Raw genomic sequence first — 21540 nt, 5'->3', positions numbered from 1 at the left:
CGCTCGGCCGTCGTCGACAGCGGCGCGCACCGGCGATTCACGCCGAACACCATCGAGGAGACCGCCGTGCCGCACCACCCTCCGCGCCGAAGAAGCCTCCCGGGCTCGACCGGACCCGTCGCCGGACCACCGGTCAGGCAGCCCAGCCCCGCACTCGACCTCGCGACGACGACGTTCCGGCGTCCCGGCCCCGTGCGCACGGACCTCTTCCTCGCCTACGCCACGCTTCCCCAACTGCGCACCGCACGCCTGTCCGCCGGGGAGGGCACGGAACTGGCCGCGGCGATCGACCGGAGGATCGCGGAACTCCTGGCCGTCCACGGAGTCACCGAGGCCCCGACCGCCCAGCTCAATCCCAACTGGACGCCGGACGAACGGATCCTCGCACAGCCGCGCCTGACGCCCCCTCACGCACTGCGGATCGACCCCGTCAGCCGCAGCATCTGGGAATCCGGCGCGCCCGACAACGCCTTCACGGGGCTGGTGCACCTGCCCACCCGCACCATCCATCTGGTGGCACTGAAGCCGGCCAGGAGGTCGACCCCTTTCCCGATCGGCGGAATCACCGGCTACCGCGCCACCCCCGTCGTCCACAATGTCGGCGGCAGCGGCGGGCAGGTCCCGTCGACTGTCGACCAAGCCACCGACCAGGCCCAGGAGAGGGCGAGGACGGTGGCGGAGAGGATCGCCGCCGGCCCGTCCCGTCCCCCCACCGGCACCGCGAGCCACACCCAGCTCGCCGAGATCGTCGGTGTGCCGCAGGCGGAATGTGTGGGATTCTCCGTGTTCCAAGGAGAGGACGGCCGGGTCAAGTCCTTCAACTGGACCTCGCGCTCGTCCAATTCCTCGCAGTTCTTCGTGACCAACCTGCTCGGAAAGAAGGAGGGCACTTCACAGGTCTCCCGGAGCTGGGCAGCAGCGATCATGGAGACCCTCAACCGCGACTTCGGCGCGGCCCCGGCGCCGGAACCGGCCTCCGCTCCGCCGCCGGCGAGCGCCCCACCTCCGCCCCCGCCTCCCGTCTAGGCCCAATACTGGTGACTTTGGTCCGATTCGGTCGTTGAGTGGGTTGTGCCACGGCCTGGACAGGTGAAGTCGCCGGCGAGTGACCGGCTCTCGGACCGGATTGCGTTGGGGGTGCTGACGCGGGCATTCCCGCCCGATTTGATCGATGAGGTGGTCGCCGAGTGCGGTCGGGTCGAGCAGCGGCACCGGCTGCTGCCCGCCCGGGTGGTGGTCTATTTCGTCCTGGCGATGTGCCTGTTCTTCGGGCAGGGCTATGAGGAGGTGGCCCGGCTTCTCGTCCAGGGCCTGGAGCGGGAGGGCCGGTGGGCCGGTGCCTGGCGGGTGCCGACGACGGCGGCCATCGGCCGGGCCCGTCTGCGGTTGGGACCGGAGCCGCTTCGAGCCCTGTTCGCGAGGGTCTGTCGGCCGGTAGCGGTTCGTGGGACGCGAGGCGCCTGGTATCGCGGCTGGCGGCTGGTCGCAGTGGACGGTACGACGTTCGATCTGCCCGACACCACGGCGAACGCCGACTTCTTCGGACGTCCGGGCACCAGCCGCGGGCAGGGCAGGAGTGCGTATCCCCAGGCGCGGGTGGCGGCGCTGGCGGAATGCGGCACCCATGCCGTGTTCGCGGCTGACGTCGCACCGCTGTCCGTCCACGAGGCCGCCCTGGCCGAGCGGCTGTTCCCCGCGCTGGCCGAGGACATGCTCGTGCTCGCCGACCGTGGATTCTGCGGCCTGGACCTGCGGCGGGCCGCGAAGGCGGGCGGCGCCGACCTGCTGTGGCGGGTGCGGAGCGTGGTCGTGCTGCCGGTCGTCGCGGCGCTCGACGACGGCTCCTACCTCTCGGAGATCGTCGCCAAGCGGGACCACTACCGACGGGCCGACCCCGAGCGGGTGCGGGTCATCGAGTACACCCTCGGCCACGACGGCGGCGACGGCACCGTCTACCGGCTGATCACCAGCATCCTCGACCCCGCCGACGCCCCGGCCGTGGAACTCGCAGCCCTCTACGCCCAACGATGGGAGATCGAGAACACCCTCGACGAGATCAAGAACCACCAAGGCAGCCCCGGGCTCGTCCTGCGCTCCCAACATCCACGCGGGGTCGAGCAGGAGGTCTTCGCCTTCCTGCTGGTCCACCACGCCCTGCGCGAACTGATGCACCAGGCCGCATTGCGGATCGGGCACGATCCCGACCGGATCTCCTTCACCCGCAGCCTTCGCATCGTCCGCCGCCACGTCACCGGGCAGGCGGCGCTTTCCCCCCTACCGACTCGCCCGGGCCACCACCCAGAGCCTGCGTGAGATCGGCGAACGACTCCTGCCCGCAAGACGGTTGCGCTCCAACCCCCGCGTCATCAAACGCAAGATGTCGAACTGGGCCCTCAAACGAGCCGAGCACCATAGCCCGGCCCCGCCCCAGGCCCCCACCGTTCAGCTGGTCGGACCGACCAAGACCGGCCCAACCAACCGAAAACCCACCTAAATCACCGGTATTGCGTCTAGGCCGTGTTTTAGAAGGCGTCGAAGGTGTGCCTGGTTGGCCGCCCTGGGAAGCTTCGGGCGGCCAGCCAGAGGATGAGGTCGCGCGCGATCGTGCCGATGCTGGTCTCGGTGATCACGTCGTGTTCGCGGCGGCTCGCGTCGCGGCTCGGTTGGCCTTGGACGAGTACGCCTAATAGGCGTCGTGGGCTGGCTTTTGGGCGGTCCTGGCGGGGGCCGGGCGGGACGTCTGGTCTGTAAGCGGCGCCTGGGAGCGCTTCGACAAGAGGGACGCATGCGCGGCCCCTGCCGTTTGGTACGCGGTCGTCGTACGGTGCCGTTGTTCGAGCCGTTCCCAGGGCCACCTCCTGATCAGCCGGAGCCGTGGAGCTCTTCACGAGAGCGAGGACCCCGGGGGCAGCTGGGGCCACGGACGGCTGATGGGGTGGTGCGCCCACGAGCGCTTCTACTAGGTCGCCGGGTGGTCCTGCCGCGGCTCGACGCCGACGGACAGCGAAGGCTCGAAAGGGGTGCGCGCATGCACGTGACCTGCGGGATCGACTGGGCCGAGGACCATCACGACGTGGCAGTGGTCGACTCCGAAGCCCACCTGCTGGGCAAGCTTCGGATCAGTGATGACGCGGCGGGCTTCCAGGACCTGCTGCGACTGCTTGCCGAGCACGGCGACAGCCCGGACGATCCGATCCCGATCGCGATCGAGACCTCGCGCGGGCTCCTGGTGGCTTGTCTGCGGGCTTCCGGGCGTCGGGTCTTCGCAATCAACCCGATGGCCGTGGCGCGCTACCGAGACCGGCACGTCGTCTCTCGCAAGAAGTCCGACCACCAGGACGCCGTCGTGCTGGCGAACATCCTGCGCACCGACGCCGAACTCCACCGGCCTCTACCCGGCGACTCCGACCTGGTCAAGGCGATCGGCGTCCTTGCCAGGGCCCAGCAGGACGCGGTCTGGGACCGCACCCGTGCCCACAACCGTCTGCGATCGCACCTGCGCGAGTACTACCCGGCGGTCCTGGAGGCGTTCGCCGGCAAGCGCGAGCGGCTGCTGTCCCGTGAGGCCCGCGCGATCCTGGCAATCGCCCCCACCCCGGCCGAGGCCGCCAAGCTCACCCGCAGTCGGCTCAAGGCTGCCGTCATGCGGGCCGGCCGCCAGCGCCGGATCGAGGCCGAGACCGACCGGCTGCTCGAGGTGTTCCGCCAGTCCTGGCTGCACCAACCGGCCCTGGTGGAAAGAGCGATGGGACGCCAGACACTCGCTCTGCTCGGCCAGCTCGAGGCGGCCTGCCAGGCTTGCGACGACCTGGCGCGCGCCACCGAGGAGCTCTTCCTGCAGCATCCCGATGCGGAGATCATCACGAGCTTTCCGGGCCTGGCCGTGCTCACCGGCGCCCGGATACTCGCCGAGATCGGCGACGACCGCACCCGGTTCGACACCGCTCGGGATCTGAAAGCGTATGCCGGAAGTGCCCCGGTGACGCGGGAGTCCGGCAAGAGCCGGCGCGTCAGCCATCGCCGGATCAAGAACAGTCGCTTGGCCGCAACCGGCAGGCACTGGGCCTTCGCAGCGCTCACCGCCTCGCCCGGTGCCCATGCCCACTACAACCGGCGACGGGAGACCGGTGACCGCTACTACGCGGCCCTCCGTCACCTGTTCAACCGCATGCTCGATCAGCTCCACCACTGCTTGACCAGCCGCCAGACGTTCGATGAAGCGATCGCATTCGCTCCGCCGAAACCGTCACCACTCGCTGCAGCTGCTTGACCCGATAGCTGCATGGGGTGTCTTGTCGGCGGCCACGCTGTCGGGCGTCTTCCGGGGCCTGCCCAGGGGTGGCGTTCATAGATCGTTTTCCAGGGCCCGAACCGCTCGGGCAGATCACGCCAGTGCACACCGGTCCGCACCCGGTGCAGGATCCCGTCGATCACCTGCCGATGGTCCCGCCACCGGCCACAACGCCTGAGCAGGTGATAGTCACATGACCGGCCGGACAGCTCCTAGCTGGTGCGGGCCTTCTTGGCAAGGACAGCGGGGGTGAGCAGCGGCACCGGCGGGGATGGCGTTCCGGTGCCGGCGGTCGCGTGGGTGTGCGTGTTGAACGCGGTGAGCAGCGCCTGGCCCAGGAGCAGCGGCTGGGCGGTGGCATCGCCGCCGAGGTTGATGGCGGGCGAGTCCACCGTCACCTCCGGTGCCTTCAGCAGGATCTTCGTCGACGACGTGACCTCGTAGTCCCCCTTTCCCCCCAGCGTGACGACTCCGCCCGGGGCCAGCGTGATCCGGATGGTGGACCCTTCCTCGTCCAGGTCCACCACGTGCCCGGCGGCCGACCTGATCGTGACGGCCGCCGAGGCCGAGGAGTCGTCCAGCACCACTTCATGGCCGTGCTCGGAGCGGATCACCCGTCGGCGGTCTTCGCCTGCCTCCGCGTCCGCCCCGTACTCCCCGCCGAGCAGGCGGCCCAGCACCACCGCGCGGTCCGGGTCGCCCTGGACGAACGCGGCCAGCACTCGGTCTCCCGGGGCGGGGAACGGCCCCGCGGCCGTTCCCAGGACCTGGCACCAACCGCCGGCCTCCGCACGGCCCGACGCCGGGAACCGGAGCCTGACCCGGCTTCCGCCGTCCGGCTCCACCTCTGCCACCCATGCCTCGACGACGCCGTGGTTCGGCGACGTGCTGTCGGCGTTCATACGACCTCCTGTTGATCCGTTGCCCCATCGGGAGGGCGGGAAGAGGCGACGCCCGGCGCCGGCCAAAAAGCCACCGGGCCGCCCACCCGTGTCCCCGCTGTGGTGCCTCCGGGCGACCTGTGCTCATGTCGCGGCATTCCGATGGTGCACGAATGGTTCGCTGGGCGCACGTGCGTGACAGCGCCGCACACACAACGACCTGCGCGCGACGGAACCCCTCGTTCCGCCGGTTCGGGTGACCTGACCGATCGGCCGCCCGCTGCCGGACGGCCCGAGCCACAAGGGTGTGACGCCCATGTCCCCGAATCCCCTGGCCCCTGGCGTCTACGTCGACGAACTCTCCAGCGGCATTCACACGATCACCGGTGTGGGAACCTCCACCCCGGCGTTCCTGGGCTTCACCGTGAAGACCCCGGACGATCCCCCGACGCCGCGGCTGGTACGGAGTTGGACCGAATTCGTGGACCTGTTCCACCGCCAACCGGGGGTGACCCTGGACGCCCTGGAGAAGGAACTCAAGAAGAGCACGGAGTACCGCGAGAAGCTCGACCAGTCGCGACAGGAAGTCCAGGAGAAGTTCAAGGGTCTGGCCGTGCCGAAGGAGCTCGCCGAACCCGAATTCGACAAGCTCCTCGCCGTCCAGAACAAGCAGAAGAACGGCGACAAGCTCACCGAGTCGGACAAGAAAGTGCTCTCCGACTCCATCACGAAGCTCACCAAGTCCCTTGACGCCTATCTGTGCTGGGACGACGCGGTCAAGGCGTTCGTGGCGGCCAAGAAGCACGAGGACGAGATCCAGGAGGAATACTGGGCGATCCTCCAGGCCCGACCGTCGTTCCTGCCGGACGCGGTGTACGGGTTCTTCGCCAACGGCGGAACGGCCTGTTACATCGTCCCGCTCATCCGTGAGGGTGAGTTCAAGGCCGCACTCCAGGGTGACGACCTGAAGAGGACCGGGCTGGCCGGGCTGCGCACCCTGCACGATGTCTCGATGGTCGCCGCCCCGGACCTGTGGATCGGCGCCGGAGGCGCACACGACAAGTTCGCGGAACTGGTCGGCATGGTGGTGGCCCACTGCTCCGACATGCACAACCGGGTCGCCGTGGTGGAGCCGCCCCGCGACCTGAACAGCGAAGAGGTGAAGACCTTCCTGGGCCTCCTCCCGTCCCAGGACTCGACCGACGCCGAGTTCACCGCCGTCTACTACCCCTGGCTGACCGTCCTCGACCTGAACGGCGAACGCTCGACCGTTCCGCCGTGCGGGCACATCGCCGGGGTGTGGGCACGGACCGACGCGGAGCGCGGGGTGTTCAAGGCGCCGGCCAACCAGAACCTCCGGGGCGTGCTGGAACTCCCCACCCTGCTCAGCGACGCGCAGCACGGCGAGCTCAACGAGCTGGGGTTGAACTGCATGCGGGTCCTGCCCGGGCAGGGGCTGCTGGTGTGGGGCGCGCGCACCCGGTCCAGGACCCGTGACTGGCGCTACCTGAACGTGCGGCGCCTGGTCTGCTTCCTCGCCGAGTCCATCAAGCAGTCGTCCACCTGGGCCGTGTTCGAACCCAATGACCAGCGGTTGTGGGCCAGCCTCCGACACGCCGTGGCCAGCTTCCTCACCGACCAGTGGCGGCAGGGCGCCCTGCTCGGCCGCACCCCGGCGGAGGCCTTCTACGTCATCTGCGACGACACCAACAACACCTCCGACACGATCGACGTGGGCAAGGTGATCTGCGCGGTCGGCGTCGCTCCCGTACGACCGGCGGAGTTCGTCCACTTCACCATCACGCAGATCACCGGCCAGCCGGGCCAGAGCAGCTGACCCGGCGACTGAGAAGAGGAGTGGATCACGATGCTGACAGGTGACTCGTTCAGTGCCAACGCCTTCGCCATCGAGCTCGGCAAGTTCCAGGTGGAGACGGTCCAGGACGTGTCCGGGCTGACCCTGGAGCAGGACGTGGTGGAGGTGCGCCAGGTCTCCGCGACGGGGCAGCTGGTGGTGCGCAAGCAACCCGGTGCCCGGCGCAGCGGGGAGATCACCGTGACCAGGGGCATGGACAAGAGCAAGGCGTTCACGGACTGGATCAAGGCGACGCTGGTCAACGCCGATCTCGACAGTGCTCGTCAGAACGTCACCGTCTCGCTGATGGACGCGAAGCGGAACACGGTCAGACGCATCCACCTCGCGAACGCGTGGGCCTCCCGGTGGACCGGGCCGACGCTCGGTGCCACCGAATCGGGGCCCGCCACCGAGCAGGTGACGATCACCTATGAGGACATCACGGTCGACTGACCGTTCGGTCACTCGCAGATGATCTGCCGGACGTCGAGGCCGACCGGTTGGCTGCCGGTCCGCCTCGGGGCGGCGGTGTCGACGATCACCAGCCTGCCGTTCCCGGTGTCGGCGACGTAGGCCCGGTCCTTCGCGGGGTCGGGGTGCACGGCGACACCGGCGAGGCTGGAGCCGCTCGTCACGGACCGGCGGAACCGGCCGGTGGCGGCGTCGACGAGGTGCAGGACCCCGCTGTTCTCGCCGGTCACCAGGACCCGGCTGCCGTCCGCGGAGACGGCGAGCCGCTGCGGTGCGGTCAGCCCGGTCCAGGTGGCACCGGCCGCAGGCGTGCCGAGTCCCACCCCGGAGACCTCGGCGCTCCGGACGAGCCAGGCTCCGTTCCCGTCCGGCCTCGCGGCCAGCACGCCGGCTTCCGTGACGTCGGTGCTGCCGACCAGGGCCGGCGCGCCGGGGTCGGTCAGGTCGACCAGGTGCACCCGGTGGTCCTCGGTGCTGACGTAGGCGTGACCGCCACCGGGGTGCAGGGCCATCGAGCGCGGACGGCCCCCCAGGTCGAGCCGGGCCCGGGGGCGTTCGACCACCGTCGACGGGTCGTCGGCGGGGAGCTCCCACACGTGCAGGGCGCTGTCCGACGCACCGGCCGGGGCCAGCAGGTACAGGTGCCCGGGGCTGCCCGGGAGCAGGGCCAGGGCGGTGACCGGGACACCGACGGGAACAGTGCCGAGGAATGCCGGCCTGTCGGGCGCGGTGAGGCCCAGGGCCCACAGGACACCGGTTCCGCGGCCCGTGCTGCCGGCCGCGTAGGCCAGGCCGGGCAGCGACGGGTGCAGGGCGAACGCCGTCGGTGTCGGTCCCGCGCTCAACTCCAGCGGCGTTCCGGTGGGTTTCGGCGCGCTCGGGGCGGAGAGGTCCAGGGCCTGCACCGTCGACCGGGTCCCGGTGCAGAGGGCGTACCCGAACTTCCCCTCGGCACGGACCGCCAGGGCGCACACACCGGGAACGGCCAGTTTCGTTCCGTCGTCGGTGCCGGTCAGCCGGACCGGGACGACCTCGTCGCCGCACACCCGGTAGAGGTGCTCGCCGTCCGGGTGGGCGGCGGCGGCCTTGGGGGCGGCCGACGGGGTGAGGGTCACGGGCGGGCTGTCGAGCGGTACCGGAGGTCGCACCAGCGCGCCGACGCCGTTGCCCAGGTGGCAGGCGGTGTAGGCGTGCAGGCCGTCCGGGGAGCAGGTGACACCCATCGGGTCGGCCGGAACCGTCACGGCCGTCACCGGCCACGGGTCGGCGAGCCGCACCGTGTGCACGGCGGGCTTGCTCGCGTGCCGGTCGGTGACGCACGCGTACCGCCCGTCCGGTGTGCAGACGACGTCCCACAGCCGGGAGTCGGCGTCCCCCAGCGGCAGCTGCCTCACCTGGGCGCCGCGGACCTCCACGGTGCCCGGTTTGTCGTCCGTCAGGAAGACGGGGCCGTCCGCGGCGAGGGCCGCCACGCCGTTGCACCCCCCGGCGGCGAGCGGCACCTCGTCCGGGACGGCGTGCAGTGCGCTCAACCGGTTGTGGGGGTCGAGGGTGACGGTGAACAGTTGCGGGGTCCCTCCGGTCGCGGAGGTGGCGACGTGCAGCGTGTCGGTGCCGGAGGCCGCCACCGCTCTCGGTGCCTTCACCCCTTCCAACCCCGCCACGACCGTCATCTGGGCGTCCGCCGTCTGCGGCACGGCGATGCCGTACACCTCATTGGTGCCCTGCGAGGTGGCGTAGAGGTAGGCGCCGTCCGCGGAGAGGGCCAGCGATGCCCAGTTGTCGTCCTGCTTCGACGTCTCCAACCAGTGCTCCAGCACGGAGGCCCCGCCGTCCAGACTGAACTGGGCCACCGAGCCTGTCGCACTGCTCGACACGTACAGCCACTTCCCGTCCGATGACACCGCGATCCCGTGCGGCCGGCTCACCGCCCGGTTGTTCGCGTCCTTGCCCTTGAGGTACCGGTGCGTCCAGGTGCCGCCGTCGCTCCGGGTGAAGACCGAGACAGTGCGGTCGGCGGCCTGATGACCAGTCCCCCCGGCCTCGGAGTAGTTGGTGACGTACAGCGTGGTCTCCGTGCCGTGGCGGCGGACGGCGATCTCGTGCGGGCCCTGCAGGTGCTTGCTGTCGACGGTGACGGAGGCGGCCTGGTCCAGCGTCCAGGCCCCGGCCGATCGGCGCAGCAGGCTGATGCGGCCCCAGTCGTCGCCCCAGCCCATCCCCTCGGGGCAGTCGGAGACGTACAGGGTGTTGCCGTCGTCGGCGACCGCGACGCCGACCGGCCTGGTGCAGGCGGTGACGGCCCGGGGAATGGTGGTGGAGCCTCCGACGAGGTCGATGACCAGCAGGTCCTTCGCCGTCGGGCCGCTGCGGGAGTCCGCGACCAGGGCGTGGCGGCCGTCCGGGGTGACGGCGACCCCGCGGGGTTCCGTCCCCGGCGGCAGGGCGATCACCCGGGTGGTGACGTGGTCCGTGTCGCCGAGCCGGTGGCCCTTTTCCGGGACGAGGACGGCGAGGCCGCCGGTGTCGGGGCTCGTCACGCAGATGAACGGCTCGCTGCCGGGGACGGCGCCGGTGGCGATCCCCCAGGGCCGGAGCGTGTCCGGTGCGAGGGTGAGGGGTTTCGCGGGTCCTTCCTTGGCCAGCTCGGTGACCGTGACGTGGTTGGCCGCCGAGTCGGCGGTGCAGAGCCACGCGTGATCCGGGGTGACGGCGGCGGCCACCGGACGCGATGCCCTGCCGGTGTCGATGGTGCCGTCCTGGGCCGGCCCGGTGCGCAGGGTGAGCAGGTTCCCCTGGTCGGTCAGGTAGGCGTGGGCGTCGTCGGTGGCGAAGGCGACGTGGCTCGGTGTCGCGCCGCCGGCGAGGTCGCGCCGGTTGCCGCCGGCCGGACGGGCGGGGTCGGCGAGGTCGAGGCGGAGGGTGCTCACCCGCCCGGTGGTGCGGCCGGTGACGCAGGCGAGACCGCCGTCCGAGGACAGGGCCAGGGCTGAGGGCCGCAGCACCACGGGCAGGACGACGGGTGCGCCGGGCAGCCCGGTGCCCGCGTCCAGCGCGGCCGCCCAGAGGCAGGCGGCCCCCTGGCAGGCGACGGCCAGCGTGCGGCCGTCGCGGCTGACGGCCACCGCCACCGGGTCGGCCTCCACCGGGACCGTCCGGACGACGTGCGGGGCACCGGCCAGGTCCACGACGGTCAGGCTCCCGGAGCCGCCGTCGAGCCGGCTCACGGCGTAGAGGAACTTCCCGTCCGGTGAGGCCGTCAGGTCCCGCACCGTCCCGGGCACCGTGTCCTGCGGCGGGAGCGGGAGCAGGGCGGGCTGCGCGGGGTCAGCGAGGTCGACGACGACGAGCAGCCTGCCCGCGGTGTCGGGTTCGGTGAGTGCCACCCCGACGCGGGTGGCACCGCTGCGCCCGGCCGCCAGGGCGAACGGCCGGCCGGGCACGGCGACACGGCCGGTGGGTGTGGTGTCCCGGCCGCGGTAGACCTGGACGAGACGGTCTCCGGACGAAGCCACGCAGACGTGGTCGTCGTGGAGGTCCGCCAGCACCGCGCAGGCCCCCCGGGCGGACCCGTAGGACGTGGCGTCGGAGAGTTTGTCGAGCGGGACGCAGGACAGCGCCGCCGCGGGCGCGGCGTGGTTGGCGGTGTGGGCGACGGCGCCCCCGGGGCCCGCGGCGACCGCCCGGGGGTTGGCGCCGGTCTTCGCCGTGGCGACCGTGAGCAGGCCCGTGTGCGGGTCCAGGGTCGCCACGATCAGGGTGTCGGAGGCCCAGTCGACGGCGAGGAGCTTCCCGGGGACGGTGTCCGTGTCGTTTCTGTCGGTCCCGTTCGTCTCGTCGGTTCCGTCGGTTCCGTCGGTTCCGTCGGTCCGGTCCGGGTCGGAGGGCGATTGCATCGGTGGGTTGCGGCCTTTCTGAGTCGATGCCGGCGTGCCGGACGGCGGGTCAGGGGGTTTCGGCGACGGTGACGTGGTGGCCGGTCGAGTAGACGGTCTCCTCGGGGCCGCAGTCGACGACGTCCACCTCCGCCGCGTTGCTGCTGGTCGGCGGGCGGACCTCGAAGAGCCGCACGATGTCGGCCCTGGCCACGCCGGGGACGTCCTCCAGGACGTGGTGCACCTCCCCGGCGTACGCGTGGCGGCCGAGCGGCCATCCGGCTCCCTGCGGGCCGCCGCGGACGGGGTCGAACCACCGGTAGAGCGCGCGTTCCGCGGCCTCGGCGAGCAGGGCGCGGTCGCGGTCGGTGAGGTAGTCGGTGGGCACCACGCGGGCCAGCACCTGGATGCCGCGGTAGCCCGGAGGGCTCAGCCACACCGGCACCCCCGGAGGCTGGCGGGTATGCAGGGCGCGGCGGAGGGTGTCGTAGGCGTCCTGGGAGGGAGTCAGCATGTGGAAGGGGAACCAGCCGCGCCGGTCCGGGGTGACGAAGGGGATGCAGCGCAGGTGCACTCCGGCCTGGAGGGTTCCGCCGCTGGTGTCGGTGTAGCCGTCGACACCCCCGGCGGATTCGACGGTGTTGGTGACCGCGGCCACGCCGGCCACCGGGTGGGGCAGCCGGTTCACGGTACCCGCCTTGATGCCGTTGCCCTTGGAGCCGAGGGTCGTGCGGTAGTCGGCCGCCGAGATGAGAACACCCTCCGGCGGTACCGCGCCGTGCTGCCGCTGAATGTGGTTCGAGTCCGGCACGGAGGGGCCGAAGTGGATGCGGCCGCTGCCGGGGTTGACCACCACCACGGTGTCCTGCGCGCCCCTCCCGGTGAACGACGGGACCGCCGTCCAGGGCTTCCCGTCCACCGTGACCGTCGGCAGGGGAGCACAGAGCGCACCTTTCAGCACACCGTCGTAGTACTGCCCCGGCTTGTGCACGGCCGGGCGGGACCCGGCCTTCTCGGTGCGGTACTGCGAGGCCTTGACGTCCGCGGTGGTCCCGGTGTCGGCCGTCACCGTGTACGTGGTCGTCGGCTTGCCCAGGGGGTCGTCGATCTGGAGGACCAGCCATGACCCTGCGTCATCGGGGCAGTTCCCGAAGTGGGGTACGGCGTCCCCGACCCGGATTGCCGGAGGGTGGGTGTCCGGCCGCCAGTCCGGCGAGGAGGAGAGGTGGATCGGGTGCGCCAGCACCGCCGCGTCGCCGGGGAGGGCTTCCGGGGCGTCACAGGCGTAGGCCGTGGGCGTGTCGGGGGTCCACCACGCGGTGCCGGTGCGGGGCAGGAACACCGACAGCGCCATCCGGTCCGCGGGCTTGACGGTGCGGTCCTGGTCCTGGGGCCGGACCCGCAGGGTGAGGTCCTTCAGCGGCTCGCCGGGCGGCAGGTGCAGCAGAGCCAGCACCAGGCGGCCGCCCGGCCGGAACTCGCCGCCCACCGGCCCCGTCGCCCGGTAGGGGCCGGTCACCTCCAGCGGGTCGGCGGCGCCCGTCGTCCGCGGGTCCAGACGCAGCGGTGCCAGACCGGCCTGGAGGCCTGCGGCCCGCTCGGCCTTGCCGGTGGTGGTGAACACGGTGCCGTCGGCCGTGGCGACCTCGGTGCCCGCGGGGACGCTGTCGGTTCCCGCGTCGAGGGTGAAGCGGACCGTGAGCTTCGCGGGTTCGGACAGCCGGTAGACGTGGGCCGGGTCCAGCGCGTCGTCCCCGGCCGGGCGGACGTGCTGGATGCGGGCCATGCCCGCCGAGGCGGCGAGTGCCCGGTCCTCGTAGTCGCCGGGGACGACCGCCCGCTCGGGTACCGGCGAGCCGAGTGGGCGCCGGACGGCGCAGTCCTGGAGGGACTCGGCCTCGGTACCACCGGTGGCGGGGGCCGGATTGGTCACCGCGCAGATGTACGGCAGGGGCTTGCGCAGCGCGGTGATGGTGCGGGCCGCGACGTTCCCCACGGCTCCGCCCCCGGTGCGGTACCGGGGTGCGCGCACCAGGGCGCCGACGGGCAGTGGCGCGCCGTGCCGGCGCGGGCCCCGTTCTCCGGGGGTGGTCACGGAGAAGACGGCCTGCCCGGTACCGGGCACGAGGGTAAAGTGCCGGTCCTCGGGGCCGGAATCGGCGAGCGAGGCGACCCAGCTCCAGGTCCGGCGGTGCCCGTCGCGTTCCGCCTCGACCACCAATGGCTCAGTGGGGTGGAGCGCGGGTGGCCGCACGAAGCACAGCCGTTCACCGGCCAGGCCGGTGGCGGTTCCCAGGGCCTCGTCGAGCACCGTGCTGCCCTGGACGGCGGGCAGCAGCGTGGTGAGGACCGGTCGGAGCACCACGCTCCTCAGCGGGTACACCAGGGGCAGCAGGTAGCGGAGCAGACCGACGTCGGCCAGCCGCCACACCGCGCCGGCCCCGTCCTCCGGGAGGATCCGGTCCACCGGGTCCGCGTGCGCCACCAGGAGGGCGGGGGCGTGGGTCGGCGGCGTTTCCAGGGTGAACCGCGCCTCGCCCTGCCGGCCGATGTCCTGGGCCACGACCCGGCACGGGGCCCAGCGGTCTCCCTGCCATGCCTCCCACACCCCGTCTGACAGATCCACGTCCACGAGGTGGACCTGCGGATCCGGGGTCAGTTCCAGGGTGATGCGGGTGCCGGGCACGGCACCGGACAGCACTCCAAGCAGGTAGGGCGGCTGGTACCCGGAGCCGCGAAGGTCCGGGAGGCGGGCCTCCCGGACCGGTTCGGGGTCCGTGCAGAACGGCCAGTCACCGAAGTAGGGGAGGTTGAGGTTGAGGGGCGGCCCACCGAACGGGGTGCCGGCCAGATCGAACCGGTCCTGCCTGCTCGGGTCCAGCGCGATCAGGACGCCCTCGACGACCCCGTCCCCGGCGGCCTGTTCCCCGAAGACGCCGGCTGCCAGCAGTACACACGGATTGAGCACCCCTTCCTCCAGGGTGCTGAACACCACCGGCTCGCCTCCTCCCGCCGGCCGGGTCGCCACCTCGGTCCCGGCCGGGATCACCACCGGTTCCGGGGCGGGGGCGGAGAGCTGGAACTGCACCTCCGCGCGGGCCGGCACGGCCGGGAGCGGGCGGGGCCCGAGCAGGCGCAGCATCCGGGCCCGGCGCTGGTCGGGGGCCAGGTTCAACCGGTCGCGCAGGGCCTGGGCCATGTCCGTGCAGGACTCCAGGAGCGCGTACCCCGGCTCGCCGCGGTCCTGCCCCGTCCAGGCGGGCAGGGCGGCCCGGACGGCGGCGGCCGCGGCGCCCGTGGTCTCCTCCCGCGTCCTGGGGTCGTACGGCAGCGGCGTGCCCCTCCCCGGGCCTCCGGTGCTCCCCGCCGGGGACTGCCACGCCGTCATGAGCCGACCACCACGGCGCGGAACGGGACGTGCGCGGGGCAGTGGGCCTCCACCAGACGGGTGAGCCGGGCCGTGTACGCGGCCTGGGTCTGCGCGGTTCCGGCGGTCAGGGTGACGGTGACCGCGGCGGCGGCCGGCGGGACCTCCGTACCGGTGAACACGCCCCCGGGATCGTCCACCGCCGGATGCCAGTCGTAGATCTCCTCGGCCTCCCGCAGGAGCGCCCGCAGGGTGCCGCGGCGGGCGTCCAGCCACGGGGCGAGGGCGACGGCGGTCCTGCGCTGGACCTCGTCCCAGTCCGCCTCGACCCGGGCTCCGGTGATCCGGACCAGCCAGTCCAGGCAGTCCGGCGGCGAAAGCCACGGGTCGAAGACGTCCTCCAGGTGGTCGAGGAGGTGCTCGGTGGGCGCCAGCGCCGCGCCGACGCCGCCGGCGAACGCCCGGACCACCGTGTCGTCGGCGTAGACCGACGGCAGTGCGAGCGGGCGGGGCTCCGGTACCTCCGCCCGGGCGACGGGCTGTTCGCTCACCGGGTGCCTCCGTTCTGCTCGTCGGCGACCGTGCAGACGACAGCGGTCAGACGGACCAGCCCGCTGTCCGGCACGCCGATGACGGGCCGCTCCACGCCGTCCTTGTCCTCCACGGCGGCGTCGGCGACCTCACGGACCTCCGGCACCGCCGCCAGTGCGGTGTACACGTCGCCGGTCTGAACCAGCCGTCCCCATGGCCAACCGCTGCCGTCGGCGCCTCCGGCCGTGGGGTGGAAGAAACGGAACAGCGCCTTGCGCACCGCCGTCTCGGCCGTCTTCGTCCCGGCGGGTGTGGCGTCCCAGGAGCGGATGACGACGGTCACCGAGAAGTCGGTGCAGTCCGGCGGGCCCACCCTGATCCGCTCCCCCAGCAGCCGCACCCCCTCCAGCACGGCGCGGGCCTGTTCGACCTCGTCCCCCGCGGCGAGTTCCCCGTCCGTCAACGCCCGGTCCGTCGGGGCCGGCAGGGTGCCGATCACCAGGACGCGCAGCGCGGCGTTCTCGCTGCGCCAGGCGGTGGCCTCGGTGCGGGGGCCCTTCAGGAAGTAGAAGACCTCGCCGATGGTGACCACGGCGTCCGGATCGCGGGTCAGACGTGGCGGGAGCTGGGGGAACGCCTCGGCGATCAGCGACTGCACACCGCGCTCCGCCGTCGGGGTGAGGACCTGGTCCGCGTAGGTGTAGCAGCGGTGGTGGAAGGAGTCGCCGCGGAAGAGGAAGATCCGGAACCCGCCGCCGGGCAGGGCCGTCGCGGTCGCCGCGTCCACCCTCGTGGTGAACTCGGCGGGCAGCCCGGGGAAGACCGTGCCGATCGCCTGCGGGCCTCCACCGGTCCACCCGCACGTGTCGGCGGAGAACCACAGGCGGGGGACGTCCACGGCGAGGAACAGCACGGCGTCGAGCCGCTTCCGGGCGAACTCCGGCGGCGTGTCCTCATCACCCGGCCGGGGCACGGGCGGAGGCGGCAGCGGCAGGATCGGGCCCGGATGGAAGACCGGGTCCAGCGGCACCCTGGTCCAGTGGACGCCCTGGCCGTCGACGGTGTAGTGCACGGCGTACGTGGGGTCGACCGCCGCGACGGCACACGCCGTGACGGTGTCCGGCCGCCGGGCGGGCTCCAGTGCCCCGGGGACCCGGGAACCCGCCGGCCGGACGGTGGCGGTCGCCCGGCAGCGGACCACCGATCCCGCCCGCTCCGTCAGCAGCCGCTCATGATCGGACACCGTCACGGCCCGTTGCAGCGGCGCCAGTTGGAGGCCGGCGAGGTCCACCGCCTGCCGCCAGTCCTGCGCGTCCTGCCCGTCGGCGACGACCGCCGCCACGACCGCGGTCATCGCCGGGCACAGCTGCGCCGGCAGCAACAGCACGGTGCCGACCGGCACATGGGCCCGAGCCCCCCGGTAGGCGGTGTACCGGGCGCGGACGGCATTCCCCTTCCCCGGTACCGCTCCGGCCTGCCGCGGTCCGTCCTTCAGGGGCATCCGGGGGGCGAACACGACCTCGGCCGCGGTCTCGTCCCACAGGTAGCACGCCTCGTTCGGCCGGGTGCGGGCGAAACCGCCCACCGCCGGCCAGACGCTCCCTCCGACCGTGAGCTCCTCCAGCGGCGAGTACGGCGAGCCGTCCCCCGGACCGGTCCACGGCCGCCGGCCGGTGGCGAACCGCTGCCCCGGCGTCCCGTCGGAGACGCCGAGTTCGTCGGTGATCCGCTCCGGCACCTCCACCGCCTCCACCCACACCCCCTCGCCGGCCGCGGGCACCGTCACCTCGCGGACGGTGGTCAGCACGAGGCCGCCGCGACCGGGGACGGCCAGCGGGGTGCCGGCCGGCACCGTCTCCTGGGCGCCGCGGGAGCACAGCCGGACGGCGTAGCGGGCCGGGGTCGCGGGCGCCGGACGGATCCCCATCAGGCGCAGCAGCCGCGTCCGCTGGCCCGGGGTCGTCCGGCCGACCCGGTAGAGCAGAGTGTCCACCCGGGCCGCGCAGGACTCCAGCAGGGTGACGCCCGGGTCGGAGACGTTGTGGTCGGTCCAGTGCGGCGCCCGGCCGGGCAGGGCGCGCTTGGCCGCGTCGACCATCGCCTGGAACGGCCAGTCGTCCAGATCGGGCACGGGCAGCCCGGGTTCCGCCGTCACGACGTCCCCCCGGTCGCGGCCGGGACGGGCTCCTGGGGCAGGGTGTAGAAGGGGAAGACCAGGTTGCGGGGCTCGTTGGTGGCCCGCAGGCGGTAGTGGACGTCGATGTAGAGGACGCCCTCCCGCTCGCTGTCGGTGGCGAAGCCCAGGTCCTCGACCGTGATGCGCGGCTCCCAGCGGTCCAGTGCGGTGCGGACCGCGTGCTCCGCGCGGGCCACGGTTCCCGCGTCCAGCGGCGCGAAGAGCAACCGGTGCAGGTCGCAGCCGAACTGCGGGCGCAGCGGCCGCTCCCCCGGCACGGTGCGCAGGATGATGCCGATGGCCTCCTCGACGTCCCGGGCGCCCGAGGCCAGGGCGACCGTCCCGGACGGGGTCAGCCGGGCCGGATGGCTCCAGCCGGCGCCGATGATGTCCGGCATCGCGGTCGGGGGTGTGCTGTCCACTGCGGTGCTCCTCGTCGTGTGGCCCTGCGGGTGTCATCGGGGCGCCCGTCCCCTACGTGCCGCCGCCGTTCCCGAGCCCGGCGTGCTGCTCGATCGATCCGGCCTCGATGCGCACGGTCCCGCCCCGCAGGACGAGCACGCCCTCGTCCCCGGCGTCCACCGTGACCGTCCCGCCCGCGCGCCCGTCGAGCCTCACCAGCACCTCGCGGCCGGGGTCGCCCGCGGTGAGGCAGATGCTGGTCTCCCCCCGGTCGAGGTGGGCGGTGAGCTTCCCGTCGCCGCTGCGCAGCCGTACTCCCCGCGGTCCGCTCTCGGTGCTCAGCAGTTCCACCCGGTCGCCGGTGCGGGCGGCGATGGACCGCCGGTTCGCCCGCCCGCTGGTGGCGTCCACCAGTGGCAGCTCGTCCGGGCTGGGCTCGTCCTTGCCGTTGTAGAGCCCGCCGATCACGTACGGGCGGTCGAGCCGCCCGTGCTCGAAGGCCACCAGCACTTCGTCACCGACCTCCGGCACGAAGACACCACCCCCACCGAGCCCGCCCCACTGCACGGTGCGGACCCAGTCGCTCTGGTAACTCTCGGACAGCCAGGGCAGTTTCAGGCGGACGGCACCGCGCCTGCCCTGCCCTGGCTCGCGGATGTCGGTGACCTGGCCGACGGCGACGCCCCGGCTGCACAGCGGCGGCGGGGGCGGCACCACCGGCGCGGGCGGCGCGTCCACCCGGACCTCGGTGAGGTAGCCGTGCTTGCGGTCGTAGGTGTGCCGGCAGGAGGTGGCCGTGTACTGGCCGGTGAACGGCGCCCCCACCCCGCGCAGGGTGACGGGCCGGCCCGCCCGCAGCTGTGGGGCGCCGTCGGCCAGCGCCTCCAGGCGCACCGCGCCGGCGGCCGTCCGGTCGGCCAGGGCGCGGGCGGCGGCACCGGCCTGCTCGGGGAGCGAGTAGGGGCCGGCGACCAGGAGCTCGGGGGTGCCGCCGAACACCTCGGCGAGATTGCCCGCGCTCGCCGATGGGTGCACCTCCGGGCTGGAGAGCGCCGGTTCCCGCTCGGCCACCGGCGCTTTGGCGGCCGGATTCCAGCCGGTGACCCGGACCCGGCTGACCTGTCCGACCGAGGACACCGCGGCCCGCAGCGAACGCAGGTTCACCCCTCGTTGCAGGACGAACACGCTGCGGTCCGCCCCCGTGTCGGGCGAGGGGGCCTGCGACGCGGGCCGCAGGGGACGCATCGTCACCGTCTCGCCGTCCACGGCGAGGTGGAGGCCGCGCTCGTCGGCGAGATGGGTCAGCAGTTCCCAGTCGGTGAGGTTGGGCTGCGCCAGGTAGGGGATCCCGGGGCCGGTGAGGCCGGAGGTGTCGGCGTGCAGGCCATGGCGCCGGGCGGCCTCGTCCAACGCCGCGGCGAGGGTCCTCGGGCCGTCCGCCTCCGTCCGTCGGCCCCGCTCCAGGCGGTGTCCGCGATCGGTGGCGTGCACGACGGCGAAGGTTCCGGCGCGGTCCAGGGAGGTCTCCACCGCGGTGACCTCCCCGTCGAAGATCCGTGCGCCGGTGCGGTGACGGCCCGTCGACACGGCGACCGTCAGGGACCGGCCCACCTTGACCCCCGTCCGCTCGAAGAACCGGTGCTTGCCGTCGCTGTAGCGCAGTCGTGCCGTGGCGGGCGTGTTGACGGCGCTCTCCACGACGAGGTCCACGAGCCGGCCCTCCCACGGGCCCGCGAGCGGCTGCCCCTGGACCTCGATCAGCGGGCGCGCCTGGTGGCTCCTGGTCACCGGGCCTCGCCCCCGTCCGCCGCCGCGTCCGTCGTGGTGTCCAGGACCGGCAGGGCGAGCACCGTACCCACGGGGATGCGGTCCGGGTCGTCGATCCCGTTGGCCCGGGCGATGGCCCGCCAGCAGGTGGCGTCGCCGTAGGTGTGCCACGCCAGGCTGGCCAGGCTGTCCCCGGCCACCAGACGGTGGGTGGCGACCGGGCCGTCCCCGCCCGACGTCGGGTTCTGCCGCGGGGTGCGGCCGCCGACCTCCTCCAGGACGAGCGAGCACTCGGCACGCAGCGGCCTGCCGTCGGTGGAGAAGCGCGTGTACGTCACGCCGACCCGGGTGACCAGGGCGAGGAACGCCGTACTGCGTCCGTGCCCCCACTCCAGGCGCACCCAGGGCGCCGACGCGGTGTCCGTCGCCGCGGGCTGGGCCGCCGGGGTGCAGCAGCCCAGCAGCTTCTCCGTCGCCTTCTCCACCCCGCCCCCGGGCCCCGGGGCGTCGAGGAACACCTCCAGGGTCATGGTCCGCGGCTCGGAGTACACGAACTGCGGGCTGCCGGCGGGGGCGTTCGAGGGAGCGCTGCGGTCCCAGTGGGCCTGCTTGTCGAGCGACACGCGGTCCGGGTTGAACTGCAGGGTGATCCGGTCGCGCTCATGTCCGACGGAATTCCCCTCGTCGGCCGGCGGATCGTAGATCACCAGGACGGCACGGACGGGCGTACCCGACAGCGGCAGGGCGGGCATGGGTCTCCCTTCGGCGATAGGTCGGCGGGGGGCGGGGTCAGACGGTGACTTCCAGGAACCCGTCGTGGGCGATCTCCAGGGTCTCCCTGGCCGGCTCCGACGCGTCGACGGTGAACGAGGGGCCGTTCCAGCGGACCGGCAGCACACCGTCCAGCACCCACCGCACCAGGGGCCGACGGTCCGGGCCGAGCGCGACGATCTGGCCGCGCATCCGGACCGGTTGGAGGACCTGGAGCTGCAGCCACGCCCACACCAGCGTGGTCTGGCGGTTCAGGGGCCGGCCCAGCACCACGTTGGTGTACCGCAGCCGGGTCGGGAGGTGCCAGACGCGACCGTTCTCACCGCCCTCGGCCCGCTCCTCGATGTCCATGGCGCAGCCCAGGCCGTCGCAGGAGGTGAACGACCCGAGGGCGTGATCGCCGATGGAGAGCTGGAAGAGGGACGTGACGGCGAACGGCTGGTCGCTCATGGCAGGGGCTCCGGGGCGTCGGCGGGGCTGGGGCGGGACTCGGGCTGGGCCGGTACGTGGGCCGGACGGGGCGGGACGGTTCACCGCGGGGGGCGGTCACCGCCCCAGGGCAGATGTCCGCCCGGCGGTACGGACCACGGGCGCCGGCCCTCCCCGTGGCCGGACGACAGCCCTGCCAGGACGTCCGCGTGGACCTGGACGACGCGCCTGACCACCTCGGCGACCAGGGCCCCGGACACGGGGGGCGCGGCGGCGGAAGGACTGCCGGGAGGTCCGCCGGGAGCACTGCCGGGAGACCGTTCCCGCGCCGGATCGGGGCGGTCGGGGCGGTCGGGGCGGTCGGTCATCGGTACGTGACCGGGGGGCGGCCCCACCATGGCTGTCGGGTGGGCCGCCGCGGCGGCGTGGAAGGGGACCGGGCCGGGTACGGCGTACGGTTGCCGGTCCGGGGGGCTCGGTGGAGCATCGGATCGGGTGTCGCCCGTGAGGTGCTGCCACGGGGCGTCCGTGGCCGGAGGTTGATGCGCCGTGCGGGCCGGGGAGAAGGGGACCGCGGTCAGGGGCAGGCGGTCCATCGGCGCTCCGACGGCGGCCGCCGCGCCGGGCGGCAGGGACGGACGGCCGGTCAGGTCGCGTCCGGGTCCGTGCTCACGGTCCGCCGGACGGTTTCGGGGCGGCGCCGGGCGCGGTGTCGGGGCGTCAG

14 protein-coding genes and 1 pseudogene are annotated in these 21540 nt (G+C 73.1%); 5 read left to right on the top strand and 10 right to left on the bottom strand.

The annotated features are described in order from the left end of the window. Positions 1-192: 192 nt before the first annotated feature. The 3 genes from ACFVHV_RS22710 (at position 193) to ACFVHV_RS22700 (ending at position 4270) form a co-directional block, all read left to right on the top strand. The gene (locus ACFVHV_RS22710; protein ID WP_380352996.1) at positions 193-1026 is read left to right on the top strand and encodes a hypothetical protein; all 834 of its coding nucleotides are present in this window, start codon (positions 193-195) and stop codon (positions 1024-1026) included. Between the two features lie 45 nt (positions 1027-1071). Then, complete coding sequence (locus ACFVHV_RS22705; RefSeq protein WP_380352994.1) at positions 1072-2313, top strand: IS4 family transposase; 1242 nt, start codon at positions 1072-1074, stop codon at positions 2311-2313. A 715-nt stretch (positions 2314-3028) separates the two neighbouring features. Next, positions 3029-4270, top strand: coding sequence for an IS110 family transposase (locus ACFVHV_RS22700; RefSeq protein ID WP_380352993.1), 1242 nt, complete (start codon positions 3029-3031; stop codon positions 4268-4270). 50 nt (positions 4271-4320) lie between these two features. Here the strand turns inward: ACFVHV_RS22700 and ACFVHV_RS22695 are convergent. After that, positions 4321-4452: pseudogene (locus ACFVHV_RS22695) on the bottom strand (transposase); the annotation flags it as partial. 51 nt (positions 4453-4503) lie between these two features. Continuing rightward, positions 4504-5193, bottom strand: coding sequence for a phage baseplate assembly protein V (locus tag ACFVHV_RS22690; protein ID WP_380352991.1), 690 nt, complete (start codon positions 5191-5193; stop codon positions 4504-4506). 295 nt (positions 5194-5488) lie between these two features. On the opposite strand from ACFVHV_RS22690, the gene ACFVHV_RS22685 reads away from it, so the two are divergent. Further along, on the top strand, positions 5489-7009 hold the full coding sequence (locus ACFVHV_RS22685) for a phage tail sheath family protein (protein ID WP_380352989.1): 1521 nt from the start codon (positions 5489-5491) through the stop codon (positions 7007-7009). Between the two features lie 30 nt (positions 7010-7039). Further along, a complete protein-coding gene (locus tag ACFVHV_RS22680) occupies positions 7040-7480 on the top strand; it encodes a phage tail protein (protein WP_380352988.1) in 441 nt (146 codons plus the stop codon). A gap of 8 nt (positions 7481-7488) precedes the next feature. Here ACFVHV_RS22680 and ACFVHV_RS22675 read toward each other — a convergent pair whose 3' ends face one another. The 8 genes from ACFVHV_RS22675 to ACFVHV_RS22640 form a co-directional block, all read right to left on the bottom strand. Beyond that, on the bottom strand, positions 7489-11394 hold the full coding sequence (locus tag ACFVHV_RS22675; RefSeq protein WP_380352986.1) for a beta-propeller fold lactonase family protein: 3906 nt from the start codon (positions 11392-11394) through the stop codon (positions 7489-7491). Between the two features lie 49 nt (positions 11395-11443). Continuing rightward, positions 11444-14761 (bottom strand): putative baseplate assembly protein, encoded by a 3318-nt coding sequence (locus ACFVHV_RS22670; RefSeq protein WP_380352985.1) that lies wholly within the window; start codon positions 14759-14761, stop codon positions 11444-11446. Further along, positions 14758-15291: a phage tail protein gene (locus tag ACFVHV_RS22665; protein WP_380352983.1), complete on the bottom strand. Its 534-nt coding sequence runs from the start codon at positions 15289-15291 to the stop codon at positions 14758-14760. Before ACFVHV_RS22665 ends, ACFVHV_RS22670 begins: the two co-directional genes overlap by 4 nt. Beyond that, positions 15288-17426, bottom strand: coding sequence for a hypothetical protein (locus tag ACFVHV_RS22660; RefSeq protein WP_380352982.1), 2139 nt, complete (start codon positions 17424-17426; stop codon positions 15288-15290). The genes ACFVHV_RS22665 and ACFVHV_RS22660 overlap by 4 nt, the downstream gene beginning before the upstream one ends. After that, positions 17423-17845, bottom strand: coding sequence for a GPW/gp25 family protein (locus ACFVHV_RS22655; RefSeq protein WP_380353011.1), 423 nt, complete (start codon positions 17843-17845; stop codon positions 17423-17425). Before ACFVHV_RS22655 ends, ACFVHV_RS22660 begins: the two co-directional genes overlap by 4 nt. 76 nt (positions 17846-17921) lie before the next feature. After that, positions 17922-19637, bottom strand: coding sequence for a VgrG-related protein (locus ACFVHV_RS22650; protein WP_380352981.1), 1716 nt, complete (start codon positions 19635-19637; stop codon positions 17922-17924). Beyond that, positions 19634-20368 (bottom strand): LysM peptidoglycan-binding domain-containing protein, encoded by a 735-nt coding sequence (locus ACFVHV_RS22645; protein WP_380352979.1) that lies wholly within the window; start codon positions 20366-20368, stop codon positions 19634-19636. The genes ACFVHV_RS22650 and ACFVHV_RS22645 overlap by 4 nt, the downstream gene beginning before the upstream one ends. Positions 20369-20405: 37 nt before the next feature. Further along, a complete protein-coding gene (locus ACFVHV_RS22640) occupies positions 20406-20837 on the bottom strand; it encodes a phage tail protein (protein ID WP_380352977.1) in 432 nt (143 codons plus the stop codon). Positions 20838-21540 lie beyond the last annotated feature (703 nt).

Origin of the sequence: Kitasatospora sp. NPDC127116 (genome assembly GCF_042677365.1) — a bacterium.
Taxonomy (GTDB): Bacteria; Actinomycetota; Actinomycetes; order Streptomycetales; family Streptomycetaceae; genus Kitasatospora; species Kitasatospora lactacystinica.
Note: the sequence above shows the minus strand (reverse complement) of the source record. Positions and strands in the feature narration are given on the sequence as shown.

What these genes read in the sequence shown, in the direction of transcription:
- ACFVHV_RS22685 (WP_380352989.1), top strand. Translation starts at nt 5,489, where the DNA reads ATGTCCCCGAATCCCCTGGCCCCTGGCGTCTACGTCGACGAACTCTCC.
- ACFVHV_RS22680 (WP_380352988.1), top strand. Translation starts at nt 7,040, where the DNA reads ATGCTGACAGGTGACTCGTTCAGTGCCAACGCCTTCGCCATCGAGCTC.
- ACFVHV_RS22670 (WP_380352985.1), bottom strand. Translation starts at nt 14,761, where the DNA reads ATGACGGCGTGGCAGTCCCCGGCGGGGAGCACCGGAGGCCCGGGGAGG.
- ACFVHV_RS22655 (WP_380353011.1), bottom strand. Translation starts at nt 17,845, where the DNA reads ATGCCGGACATCATCGGCGCCGGCTGGAGCCATCCGGCCCGGCTGACC.
- ACFVHV_RS22700 (WP_380352993.1), top strand. Translation starts at nt 3,029, where the DNA reads ATGCACGTGACCTGCGGGATCGACTGGGCCGAGGACCATCACGACGTG.
- ACFVHV_RS22675 (WP_380352986.1), bottom strand. Translation starts at nt 11,394, where the DNA reads ATGCAATCGCCCTCCGACCCGGACCGGACCGACGGAACCGACGGAACC.
- ACFVHV_RS22640 (WP_380352977.1), bottom strand. Translation starts at nt 20,837, where the DNA reads ATGAGCGACCAGCCGTTCGCCGTCACGTCCCTCTTCCAGCTCTCCATC.
- ACFVHV_RS22645 (WP_380352979.1), bottom strand. Translation starts at nt 20,368, where the DNA reads ATGCCCGCCCTGCCGCTGTCGGGTACGCCCGTCCGTGCCGTCCTGGTG.
- ACFVHV_RS22690 (WP_380352991.1), bottom strand. Translation starts at nt 5,193, where the DNA reads ATGAACGCCGACAGCACGTCGCCGAACCACGGCGTCGTCGAGGCATGG.